Below are 19,479 nucleotides of genomic sequence, written 5' to 3'. Positions count from 1 at the left end.
CTTTAAGACGGAATTACCACTCCTGAGGAGTATAATCCCAGCCTTCATAGGTGTAGCTCAGATTTCCGTTGGCAAAGAACTCGTCGAAGGAGCCGCCCGGGCCGGTCTCCGCATCGGTATGCAGCAGATAGCCGTTCTCCTCGGGGTTGTGCATGGTGAAGGTCACGGAATAAGTATCGGCGTTGGGCAGCTTAATGTTGGCGCCGTAATGGGGACCGTCGGACGCGCTCATCTCCATGCAGGTGCCTTCCGCGGCAACCTTGCCGTCGGAGCCGACAACCTTGTAATCAACGGTCAGATAGGGAACCCAGTCGCCCACGCCGAAGCCCAGATCGTTTTGCAGGGCGGAGATATCAGCTTCCAGATGGATGTCGAAGTCCTCAATGTTGCCGTTGCCGTTGGACATGGGGACGGGCTGGAAGTAAACGGCGGAGAGATTCAGGAAGCCGACTTCCTGATCCTCAAAAATGGGATACTCGGTGAATCCGGCGGCATCGCCGGGGGCCACTGCCGCGTCGGAGCTGATATTGGACTCCACTTCCTCGGGCGCACTCGAGGATGCGGGAGTGGTGTTGCCGCACCCGCTCAGCGCCAGAGCGGTGAACATCGCGCACAACATAAGGGCAAGAGATTTCTTCATAATGTTTCCTCCTAAATATGGATAGTATATTTTAACTCAAGAAAAGCTGAATACGGCTCTCCTGTGAATTAACGAATGAGATGCTCAGCTACGCGCCGCGCTGTCTTTTTCCGCCCGCAGCTCTTCAAGGATTCCTTTCACCTCGGCTTTCAAAGCCTCGTGGGCCGCCTTCTTTTCCTCCGCCTCCAGAATCGCGCGTTCTTCAGCCCGCTTTTTCTCAGCTTCAATATGAATGGCCCGGTTTTTCTTTGTCTGCATGATGAAAAGAACCACCGCAATCGCCAGCAGAATGAGCTGAGGCACCAGTGTCTGGAGCGTCGGGTAGATTCCCAGCACATCCAACAGATCGTTGGTGGGAATCCATGCCAGCCAGTCGGGGGACACCATGGTGATCACGTCGCCCTCAATCAGCTCTTTAATTCCCGCGCCAAGGAACGAGATGGCCATTAAGGACATCAGGATCCCGGTGGCCGTAAAGAAGGGCTTAATAGGAATCTTAATGCTGAGGAAGTGAATGGCCAGATAGACAAACACCAGACAAATGCTGCCAATGATAAAGCCGGCCCACACGCTGCCCGTGTTGCTGTTTGCCAGCATGGGCTGATAGAACAGAACGACCTCAGCGCCCTCGCGGAAAACCGCCAGAAACGCAGTGAAGGTCAGGGCAAGAAGCCCTCCGCCCGCCGTGGACTGCTCGGTCTTGGTCTGAATGTAAGAGGTCCACGCGTCCGATTCGGATTTAGAGAGCATCCAGTTGCTTACATAGAACAGGACACACACTGCCGTCAAAGCGGTGACGCCCTCAATCACTTCCTGCGAGGCGCTGTTCGCCAGCTTTAGCTGATTGAGCAGCCACGCAAGGACAAAGCTTGCCACAATACCAACAACAGAGCCTATGTACACTGGAGTCACAAGCTTTTTGCGGCGCTTGAGGTCGTCGCCCGCGGATTTAATCAGGTATGCCACGATTGCGCCAACAATCAGGATTGCTTCAAAGCCCTCCCGCAGGATGATGGAAAAGCAGGCTGCAAAGGTGGCAGCCGCGGCGGAGGTTCCGCCGGAAGCCCCGGAGCTTTCGGAAGCGTCATCGCCGCCGGTGGTGCCGTCCAGCACATTTGCGTCTTCGCGCAGCATGGAGGCAAGCAGGTCCACCTGTTCGTTAAATTCATCAGTGCTTCCGTTGTTTTTGGTGACGGCCTTGCACCTTGAAAATTGAAGCTCCATTTCCGTTTTCCTGGACCCGGAAATGTAGCCCATGGCAATCCGCTCGAAGCCAGTGGTTTCATAATAGCCGTAATACCCATGGTTCACGCAGTCATACGCGCCCTTGGCGTCTCCGGCGGCATAAAGCTCCTTGCCGGTTTCAAACACGACCTCCATCGCGTCAACCACGTCGTTCCAGGTTGAAGACGGCTGCCCCGACGCCTGATATTCTTCCCAAGTGGCGTAGTAGGCCTCCTCTGCCGAAGCCGTCTGCACCATATTGGGCAGTAAACAGAGCACCAGCATTGCTGCGGCAATTAGCCTATTAAACGCTAATTTTCTTGTCTGCATCGTATCACCCTTCTTTCTTGATCTTTCCGGCGTCCATGTGATAAACCGCGTCGGCATAGCCAAAGGTATCCTTGTCATGGGTGGCAATAAACACAATTTTCCCCTGTCCTGCCACGGTTTTCAGCAGCTTTAGAACAACCTTTGTGTTCTCGTCATCCAAATCTGCCGTGGGCTCGTCCGCCAAAATCACATCCGGATTTCGGATCAGCGCGCGGGCAACGGCCATTCTTCGCATCTCGCCGCCCGACAGCTCTGAGGGTCGAACGTCTCTCAAATCCCCAATCCCCGTTTGCTCCAGCAGCGCCATGGCGCGTTCTTCGGCTTGAGGCGAGGAATCATGAAACAGTGTGCAGGGCAAAAGCACATTTTCCAGCACTGTAAGCGACTGCAACGCAGCCTGCCCCTGAGGGATGACGCCAAAGTGCTCATTGCGGAATTGTGAAAGCGCCCCGTCCTCCATCTGATACAAATTCGTCTCGTCAAGCAGGACACATCCGTCGCTGGGGGCCAACAGCCCGGACAGCATATTGAGCAACGTGCTTTTTCCGCTTCCTGAACGGCCAAATAGCGCAACGAACTGCCCAGATTGGAGCGTGAGCGTTACTTCCTGCGCCGCATAGAAGAAATTGCTGTCATTGCGTTTGCGGAAAAACCGTCTTCCGACTTTTTCTGCTTTCAGAATCATCCGTTGTCACCTCGCAGCACCACTGCCGTGGCAATCCTGCTGATTCGGTATGCACTCAGCGAGGCCGACAGCGTTCCCGCAGCCACAGACACGGCAATTGAGCACGCCGTGATCAGCCCCAAGCCGCCGATTCCCGGGATAAGAAACGGCAAATCCAGCATCGACTCAATGAGATTGCTGAATGCCGAAACAAGCACGATGGCCAAAGCCGCTCCTAAGGCGCTTCCCAGCGCACTGACAAGCACCGTTTCTTTCATCAAAATGGAGATCAGTTTTTTTCGCGACGCTCCCACCATGCGGAGAACGGCAAATTCTTTCTTTCTCTCATTGGAAATCAGGAAGAACGCAACGGACATAATCATGATTACCAGCAGCCACACCACCACAATCAGGCTTCCCGTCATATCCGAAACGCCTGAAAGCTTACCGGCCACGTCCGAGATCATGCTTTGCGTCTGCACGGCCTGCACGCCTTTGACGTGAAGATTGATGTCGTTGAGCACCTCTTCCACGGAGTATCCGTCGTCCACATTGATTAGCACACAGGAAACAATCTGCTGGGGGTCGACGTCTCCAAAGTTGAATATCTTCTTCTCCTTGGCGGCGGAAATCAGCGTTTTAATGGTATCCTCGTTTGCGTATACTGCCGTATCCAGATAGGTCCCCGTATTGTCCAATCTGGCCGCAACCTGCACCGTCGAGCCGTAAAAGGTCAGCTCGTCCCCCTTAAAAGCATTGATGCTGCTTCCCACCAAAACCTCCATGTCGCTCAGCTCGTCTTCATAGGTACGCTGAACCCATGGCAAAATGGTGAAATCCGTATCAGGGTCAAAGCCGATAATCTGCACCTTGTAGGAGCAACAGCTTGCGGTGGAGGAAGCCAGAAAAAACTGCTCTGAAATTTGGCCCACGCCGTTTACAGAGGAAAGGCGGTCTACAACCGACTTGTTCATGTAGAAGTATCCCGGGTTGCCCTGCAAAATCAAACCGGAGAGCGCCGCCTTCGTGGTTGCCTCATAGGGAACCACCATGATATCCGCACCCAGGCGCGTCTCCAGCGAATCCAGCCCATTTCGCAGCCCCGAGATCACCAGAGACCCCGCCAGAACCGAAAAACTCAGAAAAGCGGATAGCAAGATGAGCGCTGATGTTCTGACGGGCCTTCGCACGCAGTTTTGAACGGGTATGCTTTTGAAAACCGGCATGTTACCGTTCCCTTCTGAGATTTAGTACCAGTGCGATCACCGTGAGGACCAGAATGATGCCCCCGACTGTCAGCACGGCAGGCCGCATGACCGCCTGACACCTCATATCCGCCATCATGCACAGCGGAATCAGCCTGCCGGGAATCAGCATGGCAAGAACTGTCACTGGAAGTCCGGCTATCAAAAATGCCGCCCTGCTTTTTGCATCTCTCGCCAGAAGGTGAAAAATATGTAACAGCACCAGCACCCCGGCAATGCCAGTCGTCGCCTGCTGCGCCCAATGACACACCATATGACCGCCGTCCGCTCCCGCATCGCAGGCATGGAACACAAATTGCGTGCCAAGCGTTAAAAAAACACTAAGGGCAAGCAACAGAACTGATAAAAGCTTACTCGCAAAATTGTTGGATTTCATGGTTGAAATCTGCCTTCTTTCTGTCTGTTTCCTGTTTAATCATACCGTGTTTCCTTGCTTCCACGATTCGATCAATCATCATTTTTTTGCCGTCTGCGGATTGTTGTCTTCCTCTTCCAAACCGCGCTTTTTGTTTACCCGGCTTTTTACAAGTTAGGCTCGGAGTTTGATGAAAGCCAACATTTTTATATCCATGCATGCCGCTCCTCCCGTATGACTTTTACAGTAAGGGGAAAATGTTAGTTATAGCTAACCACAGGCCGCAATAATAGGCCTGCAAATAAATGCCTCGATTAGTATATCACATTGACAGTCTGAGGATGTTCTTTTGTTGACTTGTCGGGCGCAAATAATTGTTGCTTATTGACTTTTAAAATCAAGATTCACTAAAATTCTTTCTCTCAGACAGTCTCTGATTTCGGCATCGCCGCATCCAGCCGTCCGCAAATACTTCGAGAGCAGGGTCGCTTTAAGCGTCACCGCGAAAAAAAGGGCAGCAGTTTTCACTGCCGCCCTTAAAATTTTAGTTGTTTACTCTGATTTGGTGAGTTTTTTAGGAAACCATCCTTTTTCCACCCGTTTAGCCTGCTGTTTTAACTCCAAAATGCTCCAAAAGCAGGATGCCGCAAGTATCCCAAGCATAATCGAAACGTTTCCTCGTGTAAAGAGAGATAATATCATAAAAAATATGCCGACAATCAGAAACACCGGCCAAATTTTTGCGGAAAAATGGTATTCACACTTGATCACAATGGGATGAAACAGACCAATCATTAAAAAAACGAACAGCGCCATGAACAGGCCAGATCCATTTATGTACATATCACGCCTCCGACGACCCGGTATAAGACTCTGCCGCTGCTGGATTTAAGATGTAATTTATCATAAATACTCACATTTGTAAACACTTCGCCGCCCTTTCCAGCGCATCAACTTTCTTGAAATGCTTTAAAATAATCTCTTCTATACTGGCAGGGCGTCTTCCCCGCCATCTTTTTAAACAGATGACAGAATTGAGATGAATTGGAAAATCCGCTTTGAACGGCGATGTAAGCAACGCACAGCTCCGACTGTGTCAAAAGGCTCTTTGCATACTCACAGCGCTTCTTATTGCAATATTCAAGCAGTGTCATTCCCGTTTCTTTTTTGAAAACCCTGCATAAATAGGAACGATTCACAAATATCTTATCAGAGATTGCACATAAATCAAATTTCTCAGCAAATGCATGATCTATCAGTTTTTTTGCCTTTAAAACAACCTCCGCCCTTGCACCGAACCACTGCATATCTTCGGGCTTGCACCGCTTACACGGCCGATATCCAAACTTCGCCGCTTCCGCAAGAGATGTGAATATCACTATTTCCTCAGGATTTATGTGGTTTCCTCTATGGCAGGAAGGACGGCACACCACCTTGCCCTTTTTTAATCCATAAAAAAGCTTTCCGTCATAGCTTTTATCATGCTTATGGATTGCTTCCCACTGTTCTCGATTCATTCTCATCTTCTTTTCTTGCTCTAAGTATGTAATTACCTCCAGTATATAATTGCTTTATATTGTAAATATATATAAGTAAACAAACAAGCAATTGTCTATATGATAGCATACATTTTTTTCTCCGTCAACTTCGAGCAGCACACCTACCAGCACTGACTCACGTGGTTTTAAACCAATAGAGTGGCGCCTATTTTCGGTATTCATTTTGTGCCGTATCGATTTGCCTTCCATTTTTTCCATGTAATATACGGGATTGCCATTTGTTGACACAGGGCAACTTAAGCACTATAATGAGATCTAATATGTAAAGATGGCTGACTTGTTGGAGGATTGTATTATGGCAATCAATCAGGACCATGACGCGTTTTGCGGCTGTACCGTAATACATGAGGACATTGTGCGCAATGTGAAAAACGGGCTGACAGAACAAACTCAGCTCGTAAAAATGGCAGAATTGTTTAAGGCCATGAGCGACCCTACCCGCCTGAAAATCGTCAATGCGCTGATGCTGTCCGAAATGTGCGTATGTGACATCGCTTTCCTTCTTAAAATGACCGGCCCCTCGGTTTCTCATCATTTGAAGATGCTCCGGCAATGCCAGTTAATTAAATACCGGAAAGACGGGAAAATTGTCTATTATTCTTTGGATGACGCGCATATCGCGCCGCTGTTTAAGCAGGGATATGAGCATGTTTCCGAAAAATAAGAACAGCTTGTCCCCGGCGATTCAGCATCGCCGGGGCATGATTGGAAATCGGCATGCACACAGGTCGGTTTGTATATCAGCTTAATACTGACGGAGCCTTGCACCTGCACTTATACAGTAGTAACACGGCTGTCTATTTGCAAAATTTGCAGTCAGGTCAATCATTTCAAAACAGAGCGCCCTTACGGATTTGATGATCCCGTAAGGGCGCTCCGGTTATTCGTTTTTCGCGATATATTCGGGCACACCCTCTAAATCCGATTCCCTGTAAATGTGATACGCCGGGTAGTGGGTATCGACAAACAGCTCAAGCCCAAGCGCCGCCGCTCGGACGCAAAAAAACCTGTCCTCGCCCTTGAGTATCCGCAGATTTTCGATCTGTTTAAACTTCACGCCCTTCAGCAGGGCAGCGCGCGAGATCAGTGTACAAGCACCCAGCCCTCCAACCTTATACAGGCCCGGAATTTGCAGCTCGCTTATAAACATCAGCCTTCTGAGCGCCTTTTCACTTTCACCGAGGTTCTCTGCCTGCTGAGACGGCACAAGCGTATACTGGTCATACAGCCACACATTGGGCAGCGGCGCTGATTGCGGCTTCCATTTTGTCCAGAATATCTCGCTTACGATATCCTTGCCGCTGGCAAGCAGATGCTTAATCAGCCGTTTATTAATCAAAAGGTCGGAATCAATAAAGAAAATATAGTCGAACTCATTCTTTATGGCATACTCAATGATCCTGTCTTTATATTCCCCCACCGTGTTCATAAGCTCGTTATTCCAATAATGAGAAACCTCGGTGCATTGATACTTATTTAGCTGCTTTCCCGGAATCGTCTTTACATTGTCGTTTCGTTGCCCGAAGTCTGCCAGCAGCGCCTTTGAAGCTTCATTCGTATTGTCGTCCACAAACAAATACTCGATATGCAGGTCTTCCTTATCCGCCCTGTCCAGCGACTCTAAAAATTCGTGCAGAATATTTGGTTTTTGACAGATCGGCGACCCTATTAGTATTTTTGATTGAGCGATATCCATTTAAAACCTCATTCCACCGCAATGCGTCAGCGCAAGCAATCCCGAAAAGGTGCGGACGGCGGTATTTACAAAAATAAATTGCCTGTCGTAAATTATTATATGTTTGGCCACCTCTTCTGGTCACTGTATCTGCTGTTTTGGCTCGGTGAAGCAATCGGCTTTCCCAAAAATCAGATTATTTAGCATTTTCCAATGGGAAAGTGACCCGCCACTTCCCCTCCGTTTTCATTCCCGAGGTTACAAAATCTCCATACAATGAATATTCTGCAAGCTTCCCCCGGGGGATGTCAAAGACGTATTCATGATAATCAATGCGCCCGGGCTGTTCATATTGGTTGGAGAAAGAAAAGCTGTAATTGCCGTCAGTTTGAGTGCCGGTTTTGTCTTTTAAATAAAAAAACCCATGATTATCGTTATCCAGCGGCTCTTTTACGGCAGTTTGAATATGCAGCTTTCCGTCAATATAGGCAATTCCAGTCAGGTCGATTCCGTCAACAGGAAATGCATCCATGGGCGCTACGGGAATCAAAGCAATGGGATTCTTCTCAAACTCCATATAGCCTTGGTTATCCCTGCCACCGCCCCCGTTGGGCGATACCGTTTGCGTTTGTTCGGCAGCAGGAATATCGGAAAGCCGGATTGGGATTTCAAGACCCTCATAGCTACTTTTATGGCTTAAAAATTCCCGCACGGAAAACGTAATTTTATTACCTGCGATGTTTTGGCCGCCCCACTCATCAATTGTAATTAAAAACATAGCTGTTTTGGTATCTTCTTCATACCCTGCCAATTCACAATGGGCGGAGCTGTCAAAGGGCCGGTTAATGGAATAGCTGTCAAACAGGTCAGTGGTTTTATCAATACGATCTCCGGTCAGGTCCTGCATGGTGACATATATTTCCGCTGTCTCATCATGAATATATGCGGAAACCACCTCCATCTTGATCCCGTTGTCTTCGCTTGATGTTTGTACGGGCATAAAAAACTGGGCCGTGCCCGGAGACACCAGATACATCAGCCGATAGATGGGGTCCACTGTTGCAGCAAGCGCAGGCATTGCCAACGTCAGGCAAATGCACAGAGCTGTCAAAGCCACGGCAGACCTTTTCAGACGCAATGCGTTCCTGCTTTTCTGGCGCTTGCTGCCATAAGCCGCATTTAAAACAGCTTGCAGCACCTGGGCACTCGGTTGAATCTGCGCATTCATATGACTGTATCTTTCCTTAAACATCGTATTCCTCCTTAAGAAGGTTTTTGAGCAGCGCCCTTGCACGGGTAAGCTGCGTCCTTACGGTGGCGCTTTTCCGCTCCAATACCCGGGCAATTTCTTCGGTAGACATCTCTTCATAGTAAAACAGATGAATCACCTCTCGATATTTGGGCGGCAATTTCTGCAATTCGTTATAAAGGTCTGTGTCTTCCTTTGTCTCAAATTGCAGGGTTTCTTCCAAGGGAACCGTCTTCCTTTTCCAAGCGGAGCTCCACAGCTTTTTGGAGCAGTTGACCGTCACTTTGATAAACCATGCTTTTCTGTGGTCTTCATTTTCAAAGACCCGCCGCTTTTTTATATAGCGCAGAAAGACTTCCTGAAATATTTCATCCGCATCGTATGTTGTCCCTGTCCGAGCAAAGGCAAGGCGGTACACCAGATTGCTGTAAACTCTGATGACTTCTTCGGCGCAATTCTCCCCACGCAATAATTGTGGCTTCATATTTACCCTCCCTTCTTTCACTATAAACACCCCCGCATTATCCGAAATGCTACACGGTTGGGTAAGAAAATTCAGCTTGCAATCAGTTTCCTGAACTTTACTGATTATAGCATCTTAAAAGCCCACATAGGAACTGACGAGATTTCCAAACAGCAAAAGCCGCCATTCCACGGCAGTGGAATGGCGGCTTTTCAGCCCAAAGCGGTTTCAAGAATTGGCTGGTACCTTGTGTCCCAAGTGGTGAAATCAACAAGGATGTATCCCAAAATCAGGGGCACCGGTCTATTCCGGTTGCATAGGAATGCCTCACGCCACGGAGCAGCAGTTCCGGCAGTCCTTCCGGACATCACCCTCAGCGCGTTGAAAAGCGGTACTGCGTGGTCTGGCGATATGTTTCGCCTTTGTGCAGCACAGCGCTGGGGAAGCCGGGATGATGGGGCGCATCCGGGTAGCCCTGCGTTTCCAGACAAAAGGCCCAGCGTTTTGTATAGGGGGCGCCCCCCTTCCCCGTCGGACAGCCGTCCAGATAGTTTCCGGAGTAAAATTGAATCCCGGGCTGGGTGGTCAACACCTCCAAGACGATGCCGGTTTCCGTTCCGTAAGCCGTGGCGGCGGGGCGCAGGGAGCCGGGTTCTCCGTCCACAGCCCAATTGTGGTCGTACCCCTTCGCGAAGGCAAGCTGCGCAAAGGAATCATCCACCAACGCGCCAATCGGCGTGGAGGTACGCAAATCCATAGGGGTGCATTCCACTGGGGCAAGCTCGCCCGTGGGAATGGAGTGCGCATCGGTGGGGGTATAGCGGGAGGCGGCAATCTGAATCTCCTGATTCAGCACCGGCCCGCTGTCGTGTCCGCCCAGATTAAAATAGGCGTGGCTGGTCAGATTGCAGAGCGTATCCCGGTCACATTCCGCCTGATATTCAACGGTTAAACCGCTGGACTCTAAACGGTAGGTCACCTGAACGGAAAGATTTCCGGGGTAATTTTCCTGCCCGTCGGGGCTGAACAGAGAGAGAACCAGTGTGTCGGCAGAAGCTTCCTCCACAGTCCAGACCTGCTTATCAAAGCCGGTCTGGCCGCCGTGAAGATGATTCTCCCCGTCGTTTGCGGCCAGCGGATAGTGCGTTCCGTCCAATTCAAAGGCCGCACCGTCGATGCGGTTGGCGAACCGACCGATAAGCGCACCGATATATTTGTCCTGCCTGCGATAGTCCTCCAGCGTGTCAAAGCCCAGAACCACGTCCACAATGGCCCCGCTGCGGTCCGGCACACGGAGCGTGCGCAGTGCGCCGCCGTAGGTCAAAATCTCGCAGGACAGCGCCCCGCAGCTCAGTGTGTACTGCTCCACGTCCGTGCCGTCCGGCATTTTGCCGAAATGCTGTTTCATCGGTGCATTCATCGCAATCCCCTCTTTTCAGCCCTGCCCGTAGTAGGCATTTTCGCCGTGCTTGCGCAGATAGTGCTTATCCAGCAACTCCTGCTGCATAGGGGCAAGGCCGGGGGTGAGGGCCATGGCGTGGAAGTCCATGAACGCACACTCCTCCAGTACCACCGCGTTGTGCACCGCGTTGAAGGAGTCGGTCCCCCATACAAACGGCCCGTGGCTGTGAACCAGCACGGCGGGCACCTGCGCAGGGTCGATGCCCCGACTTTGGAAAGTTTCCACGATGACATTGCCGGTCTCCAATTCGTACTGCCCGGCAATCTCGCGCTCGGTCATCTTCCGCGTGCAGGGAATCTCGCCATAGAAATAGTCCCCCTGCGTGGTTCCAAGGGCGGGAACGCCCCGGCCAGCCTGCGCAAAGCTGGTGGCCCAGCGGCTGTGGGTGTGGACAATGCCCCCCAGATTGGGAAAAGCCTTATACAGCACCAGATGGGTGTCTGTGTCGCTGGAGGGCTTATAGCGGCCCTCCACCCGGTTCCCCTCCAAATCCACCACCACCATGTCCTCCGCTTTCATCTCGCCGTACTCCACGCCGGAGGGCTTAATGACCACAAGACCTTGACTCCGGTCAATGCCGGAGACATTTCCCCATGTGAAGGTCACCAAATGGTGTTCCGGCAGGAGGAGATTGGCCTCCAGCACCTGCTGTTTCAGTGCTTCCAGCATACTTTCAGCTCCTTATTTCAACTTCCAGGCCAGATCACTGAGAAACAGGTCGTGTTCCAGCCGTTCCACCGTGGTGTCCTTGCCGATATGGACAAATTCAATGTCCATCATGGCGCACCAGTCCTTCATCTGCCCGGCGGTCACGTCGTAACTGAGCACCGTGTGGTGAGCTCCTCCGGCGGTAATCCAGCATTCCACGCCGGTGGTAAGCGACGGTTCGGCCTGCCACATAACCCGGGCAACCGGCAGATTGGGCATGGGCAGAATCGGCTTGACGCAGTGAATATCCTGACAAATCAGGCGCAGGCGGCCCCCCATATCCACAAGGCTGACCACGATGGCGTCCCCTGCCTTGCCCTCAAACACCAGCCGGGCCGGGTCCTTCTCATTCATGCCGATGCCAAGATGGTGGGTTTCAATACGGGGCTTTTCCGCCGCGCAGCAGGGGCAGACCTCCAGCATATGCGCGCCCAGACTGTATTCCTGCCCCTCCGCCAGATGATAGGTATAATCCTCCATGAACAAAGACGCGCCGTTTCCGTTTTCGCCCATGGCCTTTAAAATGGCGGTCATAGCGGCCACCTTCCAGTCGCCCTCGCCGCCGTAGCCATAGCCTTGAGCCATCAAGTGCTGGGATGCAAGACCCGGAAGCTGCTCCATGCCGTAAAGGTCCTGAAATGTGTTGGAGAAAGCCGTGCAGCCCTCTGTGTCCAGCATTTTTCGGATGGCGATTTCCTCCCGCGCCTGATAGCGCACAAGGTCCATGTCGTCGGTGTCCATGGTGTACTGGCTCTCATAGACAGCCATCTGCGCATCGATCTCTTTGTCGGTGACGGCGTTCATCACCTGTACAAGATCACCCACGGCCCAAGTATTCACCTGCCAGCCAAGCTTCGCCTGCACCTCCACCTTGTCGCCCTCGGTGACGGCTACCTCCCGCATGTTGTCTCCAAAGCGCATTACTTTCAACCCTCTGGAAACGGCAACGCCCACAGCGGACTTCATCCAGCTTCCCATCCGTTCCCGCACGGCTTCGTCCTGCCAGTGGCCCGCAATTACCTTCCGGGGCATGCGCAGCCGGGCGGCGATGAACCCGTGCTCCCGGTCACCGTGGGCGGCCTGATTCAGGTTCATGAAGTCCATGTCAATCTCTTCATTGGGAATCTCCCGGTTATACTGGGTGGCAAAGTGGCAATAAGGCTTTTGCAGGTCCACAAAGCCGTTGATCCACATTTTAGAGGGACTGAAGGTGTGGCACCAAGTGACGATACCAGCGCAGAGGTCATCGTAATTGGCCTCTTTCACCACATCGGCAATCTCCCGGTTGGTCTTGGCGGTCAGCTTATAGACCAGAGGGTACGGCAGCACCCGGCTCAGCTCCGCCGCCATCTCAGCGGCGCGGGCATCCACGGTTTCCAGAACCTCGGGCCCGTACAGAGACTGGCTACCCACCACAAACCAAAATTCATATTGTTTCATCGTATTATGTTCTCCTTTTACAAATGGCTCACCGCAGTGCGCTCTACTGCAAGGCCCACGCGAAAACGCTCGAGATAGGTGCGAAAGCCGATTATGTCCTCTTCGTCGGGCTTTTGAACGGAGCCGGGGATTCCCTCGAAGACATCCCGGGCCAAAAATTCCACCAGCGTTCTTCCCTGCCCGTTATGGAGATAGGCCGCCAGCAGCGCCATCCCGTAAGGTCCGCCCTCCCCAGCGGTTTCCATACAGGTGACGGGGGCGTTGCTGGCGGCAGCCAAATACCGCTGCCCTACCACCGGGGTCTTGAAAAGGCCTCCATGTCCCGTCAAGGTGTCGATCATCACGCCCTCAGATGCCAGAATGTCCATGCCGATTTTCAGGGTGGCCATGGTGGCGTAAAGCTGAGAGCGGAGAAAGTTAGCTAAAGTGAAGGAGCTGTCCGGGCGGCGGACCACCATGGGCCGCCCCGCATCCAGATGGGTGACGCCCTCTCCCGCCAGATAGTTGTAGGTCAGCACGCCGCCGCAGTCCGGGTCCCCCTCAAGACTCTTCTGATAAAGCTTGGTAAAAAGCTCTCCGGCGGAAACCGACGCCCCGAAAAGCTCCGCAGTCTCCCCCAGTATCCCTGCCCACGCGTTCATATCGCCCGTGCAGTTGTTGCAGTGGACCATCGCCACAGGCGCGCCCGCGGGGGTGGTGACCATATCAATTTCCGGATAAACCTTGGAAAGCGGCTTCTCCAGAACCACCATGGAAAAAATGGACGTACCGGCGGAGACATTGCCGGTGCGGGGAGCCACAGCGTTGGTGGCCGCCATGCCGGTTCCCGCGTCCCCCTCAGGGGGAGCAAAGGGAATCCCCGGAGAAAGCAATCCGTCCAGCAGGCGGGCGCCCTCTTCGGTCAGCTCACCGGCAAGCGTTCCGGCGGGCAGCACGCGGGGCAGCAGATCCCGGATGCTCCAAGGCTGCTCCGCTGTGAGCTTCTCAAATTTTCGAAGCATCTCTTCGTTGTAGTTACGCACCGTGCTGTCAATGGGAAACATTCCGCTGGCCTCACCGATGCCCACGGCGTTGACGCCGGTGAGCATAAAGTGGACATACCCGGCCAGCGTGGTGATGTGGGCGATCCGCTCCACATGAGGCTCCTGATTTAGCACCGCCTGATACAAGTGGGCAATGCTCCAGCGCTGGGGAATGTTGAAGTCAAAAAGCGCCGTCAATTCCTCCGCCGCCTGCGCGGTCATGGTATTCTGCCATGTGCGGAAGGGCGTGAGCAGCTTCCAGTTTTCATCAAAGGCCAGATAGCCGTGCATCATGGCGGAAACGCCCATGGCCTGCACCTGTCGGCGGTCCTGAATGCCGCCCAGCGCGGCTTTCAGCCCTGCCCAGACCTCTTCCAGAGGATATGTCCAGACGCCGTTTTCATATCGGCTTTTCCATGTGTAATCCCCGGAGAAAACGGGGACACAGGCCGTGTTCACGGACACCGCCTTAATGCGGGTGGAACCCAGCTCGATGCCAAGAAATGTGTTCATACGCACAAGCTCCTTCCGCTTACTGCTTGCTCTTGTTTTTTCGCAGGAGAACCACGCTTTGAATCACCAGGAACAGGCAGATCATGGCCGCCACGGTAATGTTGGTCCACCACGCCTCGTCCAGCCCCAGGGAGGAAACAATATTCTTGATGGTACTCAGAGACAGCACGCCGAAAAACGTGCCCGCAATGTTGCCCACGCCGCCGGTCAACATTGTTCCGCCGATGATGGAGGAAGCAATTGCGTTCATCTCCGCGCCGCTGGCGTGGGAGGGAGAACCGGAACCCACATGGAGAAAGTACACAAAGCCGCCGATGCCCGCCAGCAGGCCGCAAAGCAGGTAGGCCATGAACTTGGTGCGCTTGGCGTTGATGCCCAGCATGTTGGCGCTTTGGGTGTTGCCGCCCACGGCGTAAAAATTGCGGCCCAATCTGGTCCAGCGCAGCAGGCAGAACAGCAGGATTGCCGTGACCACCGCCACCACCACGCCGATCTCCACATAAGCTGGCACGTAAGCGCCCAGCTTGTTGACAGAGCCCATGCCCGGCACATAGAGCCGGGTGGCCTTCAGCGCCCGAAACGCTTCATTTTCCACATTGAACTGGGTGGCGTTGACGATGGTGGTCATCCCCTTGGCGAAAAACATACCCGCCAGAGTAACGATAAAGGGCTGAATCTCCAGATAGGCAATCAAAAAGCCCTGAACAACCCCGAACGCCAGCCCGATGCCCAGTGCCAGCAGAAGCGACGAGAGCACGCTGCCGCCCTGATAGTCCAGATGGACGGCGCAGCTCATGCATACCAGCGCCGTCAGCGTACCCACGGAGATGTCGATGCCCCCGGTAATCATAACGATGCTCATGCCGCAGGAGAGAATTATGAGACTGGCATTTTCATTGAGGATGTTGAAAAAGGTCTGGGGCTTCAAGAAACCGGAGCCCAAAAACAAAATCGCGCAGATGTACATGGCAATGAATACGGAAATGGTGATCAGCAGAAGCAGGTTCGTGTCGGAAATGCCTCCGCGGCTTTTCAGCCGGGGCGTTTTCCCCGCCGTCACAATGTTTGCGGTCGGCATATTAACCCACCTCCTTTGCCGGTTTGGCAGGCGAGAATCTCTTGGCGAGAATCCCCAGCCTCTCCCGGACCACGGGGGCGCTCAAAACCACCAGCAGGATGACTACCACGGCCTTATATGCCGGCAGCGCGCTGGATACCACGTTGAACTTGAACAGCGTGGTGGTAAGGAACTGAATGACGTACGCACCCAGAATGGACGCGGTCATGTTGAATTTGCCGCCGCTGAGGGCGCTTCCGCCCAAAGCCACCGCCAGAATCGCGTCCATCTCGATATCCTTGGCCACCACGGAGTAATTGATGGTGGAAAAGCGGCTGACCTTGATAAAGCCCGCCACGGCCACGCAAAGCCCCATAATCACATAGGTGATAAACTTGATGAAGGCGGGGTCAATGCCGTTGAGCCGGGAGGAATGGGCGTTGATGCCCACCGACTGGGTATACAGCCCCAGATTCGTAAATTTCAATGCGGCTGCAATGATCAGCATACAGACGACGGCGATAAAGACCGGCGTTGGGATTGGAATGCCGGGAATAAAGTTGCCAAAATAGCCGAAGGTCGCGTCACTGATAATGGGCAGCTCGTTGTTGTTGATCCATGCGGCAATGGAGCGGCCCGCCGTAAACAAAATCAGCGTTGCCACCATGGGCTGAATTTTAAAATAGGCCACCAGCACGCCGTTGAACGCGCCGAAAAGCATGGAAACAAGGCAGCACACGAGAAAGGCCACGATAATGGGTGCATGGAGCACCTCCGGCCGGGAGTCCGTCCCGCACAGCACCCGCAGCACCACACTGCCACCGATGGCAATGGCTGCACCCACGCTGATGTCCTGTCCGCCGGAGGCAGCCGTCACCAGCGTCATGCCGATGGCGAGGATTACCAGCTCGGAGGCATTATCTAAAATCGTGATGAGATATCCCGACAGGACCGGATTCCCGGCGCTGTTGTGGTCCAATGAAATGGCGAAAAAGGACGGGTCGGCAATCAAATTGAATACCACCAGAATCAGCAGCGCCGCAATGGGGATAAAGATTTGATGCCGGGTCAGGCGGGAGAGCAGCGACCCTGTTTTCACGCGCTGCGGCGGCGCTTGAATGGGTGTTTTTGTAGATGTTGTCATGGATTCTCACCTCCGGCGATGGTCGTCATGATCTTGTTCTGTGTCAGGTCATCCCCGGTCAGTTCGCCTACCACTTTGCGGTCACGCATCACAATCAGGCGGGAGCAGGTGCGCAACATCTCGTCGATTTCCGAGGAGATGAAGGTGACGCTCTTGCCCTGCGCCGCCAGCTTCAGCACCAGCTTTTGAATTTCCAGCTTGGTGCCGATATCAATGCCCCGGGTGGGCTCGTCAAGAATCAAGAACACTGGATTGGTCAGCAGCCAGCGGGCCAAAATGACCTTTTGCTGATTCCCGCCGGAAAGGGATTTGACCGGCGTATCGGCGGAAGCCGTCTTAATGTCCAGCAGCTTGATGTACTCATCGGCAAATGCCTCCGCCTGCGCCCGGGTAAAGGGACGGAAGAACCCCTTCATCACCTGAAGGGCCAGAATAATATTGTCCCGGACGGACAGATCGCCCACAATGCCGTCCCGTTTGCGGTCCTCGGGCAAATAGCCGATGCCGTGCTTCATGGCATCCAGAGGCTTTGAAATCCGCACCTTTTTTCCGTTCATGGACAGCGTGCCGCCAGTGGCCCGATCCGCGCCGAACAGCGCCCGGACGCATTCGCTGCGGCCGGAACCCAAAAGGCCCGTAAACCCGTTGACCTCGCCCTTTTGAATGGAGAAATCAAAGGGCTTGATTCCCGCCGTGCTGGCAAGCTGAACAGCCTCCATCACACAGACGCCGTCCGCGTCGTATCCGACCTGCGTCTCCGCCTTGCCAACGCCGTCCAGATCGTTCAGTTCCTTGCCCAGCATTTTGGAAACCAACAGGACCCTGGGCAGGTCCTCTATGACATATTCTCCGACCAACTGTCCGTCCCGCAGGACGGTAATCCGGTCGCAGACCTCGTATACCTGATCCAAAAAGTGGGTGACGAAGACAATTCCCACGCCCTTGGATTTCAAGTTTATCATCAGATTAAATAGCTTGGCGACCTCCTGCTCGTCCAGAGAGGAGGTGGGTTCGTCCAGAATCAGCACCTTGCACTCCATATCCACCGCACGGGCGATGGCAACCATCTGCTGCACGGCAATGGAGCAGCTTGCAAGCTGCTGTGTGGGACTTGCCGGGATGCCCAGCGTGTTCAGAAGCTCCCCCGCGTCCCGGTTAATCTTTTTCCAGTTCGTCAGCGAACTCTTTGTCCGCCCGATGTACATGTTTTCCGCCACAGTCAGGTTGGGACAAAGAGTGATTTCCTGATAGACCGTGCTGATTCCCATTTCCTGCGCGTCCTGCGGGGATTTAATGACGGCCGGGCCGTCGTACCCCCGAATGTATATGGTCCCCTCGTCTTTCGGGTACACACCCGTGAGAACCTTGATCAATGTGGATTTTCCCGCACCGTTTTCGCCCATCAGAGCATGGATTTCTCCCTCGCGCAGGGTAAAGTCCACATCCTGCAGGGCGCGTACGCCCGGAAAATTCTTGCAGATACCGCGCAGTTCCAATACGGCGCCCTCTTGCATAGCTTCTTCGCCTCCAGTCAAGGATGAGATACTTGAAAATAAAAGGGGCGCGCGGCGCGGCTACAAGGATCAAGCATCCAAATATGCCGTACCGCGCGCCCGGGTTTATTTGAGATTTAACTCTGCCGGAGCTTAGATACCGTAGGTATCCACGTCGGCCTGCGTGATGGTGGAGGCGTCAAAGCCCTTCTCGTCCATGATGACGACCTTCTCGGCGGGGGCGTTGCCCTTCTCCAGCTCATGGATGATGTCGTTGATGTAGGAAGCCTGGAACGGATTGCACTGTCCGTCATAGTTCCAGTTGCCGGCCAGCAGCTCTTCAAGAGCCCACTTGTTGCAGTCGAAGCCCATGACGATGACGTCGCCGTTCACGCCGTGAGAAATGTTGGCCTTGTCCAGCGCGGCCACGGCGCCCTTGGCCATGTCGTCATTCTCGGCATAGATGACGTTGAAGGACTTGCCGGAGTCGATGACGGACTGCACAATCTGCTGTGCGGTTTCCGCGTTCCACTCGGCGGTCTGCTGGGTAATCATGTTCCAGTTGTCGTTGGCGGCCACCATCGCGTCCAATGCGCCGGTGCGCCCGATCTGAGCAGCGGAACCCATCACGCCCTGAATATGGATGACGTTATATGTATCCAGCTTCTGGCCAGCCAGCCAATCCACGGCGGTCTGGCCTTCCTTGGCCATGTCGGAGACGATGGAAGCCACATACAGGCTCTCATCCGCGTCAATGGTACGGTCGAACAGAATCACCTGAATACCGGCGGTCTGCGCATCCTGCAGGACGGAATCCCAGCCGGAGGTGCCTGCCGCGGAGATCAGCAGATAATCCACCTCGTCCTGAATGAACTTCTGGGCGGCGGCGATCTGCTCGTCATTTTTCAGGCTGTACGCAAAGGAAGCCTCATAGCCGTTGGCCTCGGTAAAGGTGGCCTTCATATCCTTATCATTGGCGGTGCGATAGCCGGATTCGTTGGGGTCGTTGTTGATGATACCGACTTTGATCAGGTCGCTGCCGCCCGCGGGGGCGGAGGAGGCGCTTCCGGCGGAACCGGCGCTCCCGGCGGGAGCGCTGCCGTTGCCGCCACAGGCGGCCAGAGCGAGAACCATGCAGAGAGACAATGCAAGACTAAGCAACTTTTTCATGTTTCATCCTCACTTTCATTCATCGCGTTTGGTGTAGTGCGAGAGC

At 53.5% G+C, this 19,479-nt stretch carries 21 protein-coding genes; 2 read left to right on the top strand and 19 right to left on the bottom strand.

What is annotated here, in order from left to right:
* Positions 1 to 13: 13 nt before the first annotated feature.
* The 8 genes from RTU96_RS10845 to RTU96_RS10810 all read right to left on the bottom strand — a co-directional run bounded on the left by RTU96_RS10845 (position 14) and on the right by RTU96_RS10810 (position 5,995).
* Entirely contained in the window at positions 14 to 640 is a 627-nt protein-coding gene (locus RTU96_RS10845) for an iron transporter (RefSeq protein ID WP_294856239.1), read from the bottom strand.
* A gap of 84 nt (positions 641 to 724) precedes the next feature.
* On the bottom strand, positions 725 to 2,194 hold the full coding sequence (locus RTU96_RS10840) for an FTR1 family protein (protein ID WP_312636624.1): 1,470 nt from the start codon (positions 2,192 to 2,194) through the stop codon (positions 725 to 727).
* 4 nt (positions 2,195 to 2,198) lie between these two features.
* Positions 2,199 to 2,879, bottom strand: a complete 681-nt coding sequence (locus tag RTU96_RS10835; RefSeq protein ID WP_312636623.1) for an ABC transporter ATP-binding protein — start codon at positions 2,877 to 2,879, stop codon at positions 2,199 to 2,201.
* Positions 2,876 to 4,015, bottom strand: coding sequence for an FtsX-like permease family protein (locus tag RTU96_RS10830; RefSeq protein ID WP_312636621.1), 1,140 nt, complete (start codon positions 4,013 to 4,015; stop codon positions 2,876 to 2,878). The genes RTU96_RS10835 and RTU96_RS10830 overlap by 4 nt, the downstream gene beginning before the upstream one ends.
* Positions 4,016 to 4,085: 70 nt before the next feature.
* On the bottom strand, positions 4,086 to 4,499 hold the full coding sequence (locus RTU96_RS10825; protein ID WP_312636620.1) for a DUF4418 family protein: 414 nt from the start codon (positions 4,497 to 4,499) through the stop codon (positions 4,086 to 4,088).
* Positions 4,474 to 4,698, bottom strand: a complete 225-nt coding sequence (locus RTU96_RS10820) for a hypothetical protein (RefSeq protein ID WP_312636619.1) — start codon at positions 4,696 to 4,698, stop codon at positions 4,474 to 4,476. The genes RTU96_RS10825 and RTU96_RS10820 overlap by 26 nt, the downstream gene beginning before the upstream one ends.
* Before the next feature lie 332 nt (positions 4,699 to 5,030).
* The gene (locus tag RTU96_RS10815; RefSeq protein WP_312636618.1) at positions 5,031 to 5,321 is read right to left on the bottom strand and encodes a DUF4491 family protein; all 291 of its coding nucleotides are present in this window, start codon (positions 5,319 to 5,321) and stop codon (positions 5,031 to 5,033) included.
* A 107-nt stretch (positions 5,322 to 5,428) separates the two neighbouring features.
* The gene (locus RTU96_RS10810) at positions 5,429 to 5,995 is read right to left on the bottom strand and encodes a helix-turn-helix domain-containing protein (RefSeq protein WP_312636617.1); all 567 of its coding nucleotides are present in this window, start codon (positions 5,993 to 5,995) and stop codon (positions 5,429 to 5,431) included.
* Between the two features lie 337 nt (positions 5,996 to 6,332).
* On the opposite strand from RTU96_RS10810, the gene RTU96_RS10805 reads away from it, so the two are divergent.
* A complete protein-coding gene (locus tag RTU96_RS10805; RefSeq protein ID WP_312636616.1) occupies positions 6,333 to 6,701 on the top strand; it encodes a metalloregulator ArsR/SmtB family transcription factor in 369 nt (122 codons plus the stop codon).
* Positions 6,702 to 6,917: 216 nt separating this feature from the next.
* On the opposite strand, the gene RTU96_RS10800 is transcribed toward RTU96_RS10805, so the two are convergent.
* Complete coding sequence (locus tag RTU96_RS10800) at positions 6,918 to 7,733, bottom strand: hypothetical protein (RefSeq protein WP_312636615.1); 816 nt, start codon at positions 7,731 to 7,733, stop codon at positions 6,918 to 6,920.
* Between RTU96_RS10800 and RTU96_RS10795 the strand changes: the two genes are divergently transcribed.
* Positions 7,719 to 7,916 (top strand): hypothetical protein, encoded by a 198-nt coding sequence (locus RTU96_RS10795; RefSeq protein WP_312636614.1) that lies wholly within the window; start codon positions 7,719 to 7,721, stop codon positions 7,914 to 7,916. The two genes, RTU96_RS10800 and RTU96_RS10795, sit on opposite strands and share 15 nt — an antisense overlap.
* Here the strand turns inward: RTU96_RS10795 and RTU96_RS10790 are convergent.
* From RTU96_RS10790 to RTU96_RS10745, 10 genes are all read right to left on the bottom strand, one after another.
* Positions 7,909 to 9,006, bottom strand: coding sequence for a hypothetical protein (locus tag RTU96_RS10790; protein ID WP_312636613.1), 1,098 nt, complete (start codon positions 9,004 to 9,006; stop codon positions 7,909 to 7,911). The two genes, RTU96_RS10795 and RTU96_RS10790, sit on opposite strands and share 8 nt — an antisense overlap.
* Positions 8,957 to 9,445 (bottom strand): sigma-70 family RNA polymerase sigma factor, encoded by a 489-nt coding sequence (locus RTU96_RS10785; protein WP_312636612.1) that lies wholly within the window; start codon positions 9,443 to 9,445, stop codon positions 8,957 to 8,959. Before RTU96_RS10785 ends, RTU96_RS10790 begins: the two co-directional genes overlap by 50 nt.
* A gap of 352 nt (positions 9,446 to 9,797) precedes the next feature.
* Positions 9,798 to 10,832: an aldose epimerase family protein gene (locus RTU96_RS10780; RefSeq protein ID WP_312636611.1), complete on the bottom strand. Its 1,035-nt coding sequence runs from the start codon at positions 10,830 to 10,832 to the stop codon at positions 9,798 to 9,800.
* 27 nt (positions 10,833 to 10,859) lie between these two features.
* Positions 10,860 to 11,555, bottom strand: a complete 696-nt coding sequence (araD, locus tag RTU96_RS10775; RefSeq protein ID WP_312636610.1) for an L-ribulose-5-phosphate 4-epimerase — start codon at positions 11,553 to 11,555, stop codon at positions 10,860 to 10,862.
* Positions 11,556 to 11,567: 12 nt separating this feature from the next.
* The gene (gene araA, locus RTU96_RS10770; protein WP_312636609.1) at positions 11,568 to 13,034 is read right to left on the bottom strand and encodes an L-arabinose isomerase; all 1,467 of its coding nucleotides are present in this window, start codon (positions 13,032 to 13,034) and stop codon (positions 11,568 to 11,570) included.
* A 17-nt stretch (positions 13,035 to 13,051) separates the two neighbouring features.
* Entirely contained in the window at positions 13,052 to 14,569 is a 1,518-nt protein-coding gene (locus RTU96_RS10765) for an FGGY-family carbohydrate kinase (RefSeq protein ID WP_312636608.1), read from the bottom strand.
* Between the two features lie 19 nt (positions 14,570 to 14,588).
* A complete protein-coding gene (locus RTU96_RS10760; RefSeq protein ID WP_312636607.1) occupies positions 14,589 to 15,647 on the bottom strand; it encodes an ABC transporter permease subunit in 1,059 nt (352 codons plus the stop codon).
* 1 nt (position 15,648) lies between these two features.
* On the bottom strand, positions 15,649 to 16,770 hold the full coding sequence (locus RTU96_RS10755; RefSeq protein ID WP_312636606.1) for an ABC transporter permease: 1,122 nt from the start codon (positions 16,768 to 16,770) through the stop codon (positions 15,649 to 15,651).
* Positions 16,767 to 18,284, bottom strand: coding sequence for a sugar ABC transporter ATP-binding protein (locus RTU96_RS10750; RefSeq protein ID WP_312636605.1), 1,518 nt, complete (start codon positions 18,282 to 18,284; stop codon positions 16,767 to 16,769). The genes RTU96_RS10755 and RTU96_RS10750 overlap by 4 nt, the downstream gene beginning before the upstream one ends.
* A 132-nt stretch (positions 18,285 to 18,416) precedes the next feature.
* Positions 18,417 to 19,433 (bottom strand): ABC transporter substrate-binding protein, encoded by a 1,017-nt coding sequence (locus tag RTU96_RS10745; RefSeq protein ID WP_312636604.1) that lies wholly within the window; start codon positions 19,431 to 19,433, stop codon positions 18,417 to 18,419.
* Positions 19,434 to 19,479 lie beyond the last annotated feature (46 nt).

The organism is Oscillibacter sp., from assembly GCF_032018205.1.
In the GTDB taxonomy this organism is placed as follows: domain Bacteria; phylum Bacillota; class Clostridia; order Oscillospirales; family Oscillospiraceae; genus Oscillibacter.
Note: the sequence above shows the minus strand (reverse complement) of the source record. Positions and strands in the feature narration are given on the sequence as shown.

Excerpts from the sequence above, each read along its gene's own strand:
- RTU96_RS10845 (WP_294856239.1), bottom strand. The coding sequence starts at position 640 with ATGAAGAAATCTCTTGCCCTTATGTTGTGCGCGATGTTCACCGCTCTG.
- RTU96_RS10840 (WP_312636624.1), bottom strand. The coding sequence starts at position 2,194 with ATGCAGACAAGAAAATTAGCGTTTAATAGGCTAATTGCCGCAGCAATG.
- RTU96_RS10835 (WP_312636623.1), bottom strand. The coding sequence starts at position 2,879 with ATGATTCTGAAAGCAGAAAAAGTCGGAAGACGGTTTTTCCGCAAACGC.
- RTU96_RS10825 (WP_312636620.1), bottom strand. The coding sequence starts at position 4,499 with ATGAAATCCAACAATTTTGCGAGTAAGCTTTTATCAGTTCTGTTGCTT.
- RTU96_RS10820 (WP_312636619.1), bottom strand. The coding sequence starts at position 4,698 with ATGCATGGATATAAAAATGTTGGCTTTCATCAAACTCCGAGCCTAACT.
- RTU96_RS10815 (WP_312636618.1), bottom strand. The coding sequence starts at position 5,321 with ATGTACATAAATGGATCTGGCCTGTTCATGGCGCTGTTCGTTTTTTTA.
- RTU96_RS10810 (WP_312636617.1), bottom strand. The coding sequence starts at position 5,995 with ATGAATCGAGAACAGTGGGAAGCAATCCATAAGCATGATAAAAGCTAT.
- RTU96_RS10805 (WP_312636616.1), top strand. The coding sequence starts at position 6,333 with ATGGCAATCAATCAGGACCATGACGCGTTTTGCGGCTGTACCGTAATA.
- RTU96_RS10800 (WP_312636615.1), bottom strand. The coding sequence starts at position 7,733 with ATGGATATCGCTCAATCAAAAATACTAATAGGGTCGCCGATCTGTCAA.
- RTU96_RS10785 (WP_312636612.1), bottom strand. The coding sequence starts at position 9,445 with ATGAAGCCACAATTATTGCGTGGGGAGAATTGCGCCGAAGAAGTCATC.
- RTU96_RS10780 (WP_312636611.1), bottom strand. The coding sequence starts at position 10,832 with ATGAAACAGCATTTCGGCAAAATGCCGGACGGCACGGACGTGGAGCAG.
- araD (WP_312636610.1), bottom strand. The coding sequence starts at position 11,555 with ATGCTGGAAGCACTGAAACAGCAGGTGCTGGAGGCCAATCTCCTCCTG.
- araA (WP_312636609.1), bottom strand. The coding sequence starts at position 13,034 with ATGAAACAATATGAATTTTGGTTTGTGGTGGGTAGCCAGTCTCTGTAC.
- RTU96_RS10765 (WP_312636608.1), bottom strand. The coding sequence starts at position 14,569 with ATGAACACATTTCTTGGCATCGAGCTGGGTTCCACCCGCATTAAGGCG.
- RTU96_RS10760 (WP_312636607.1), bottom strand. The coding sequence starts at position 15,647 with ATGCCGACCGCAAACATTGTGACGGCGGGGAAAACGCCCCGGCTGAAA.
- RTU96_RS10755 (WP_312636606.1), bottom strand. The coding sequence starts at position 16,770 with ATGACAACATCTACAAAAACACCCATTCAAGCGCCGCCGCAGCGCGTG.
- RTU96_RS10750 (WP_312636605.1), bottom strand. The coding sequence starts at position 18,284 with ATGCAAGAGGGCGCCGTATTGGAACTGCGCGGTATCTGCAAGAATTTT.
- RTU96_RS10745 (WP_312636604.1), bottom strand. The coding sequence starts at position 19,433 with ATGAAAAAGTTGCTTAGTCTTGCATTGTCTCTCTGCATGGTTCTCGCT.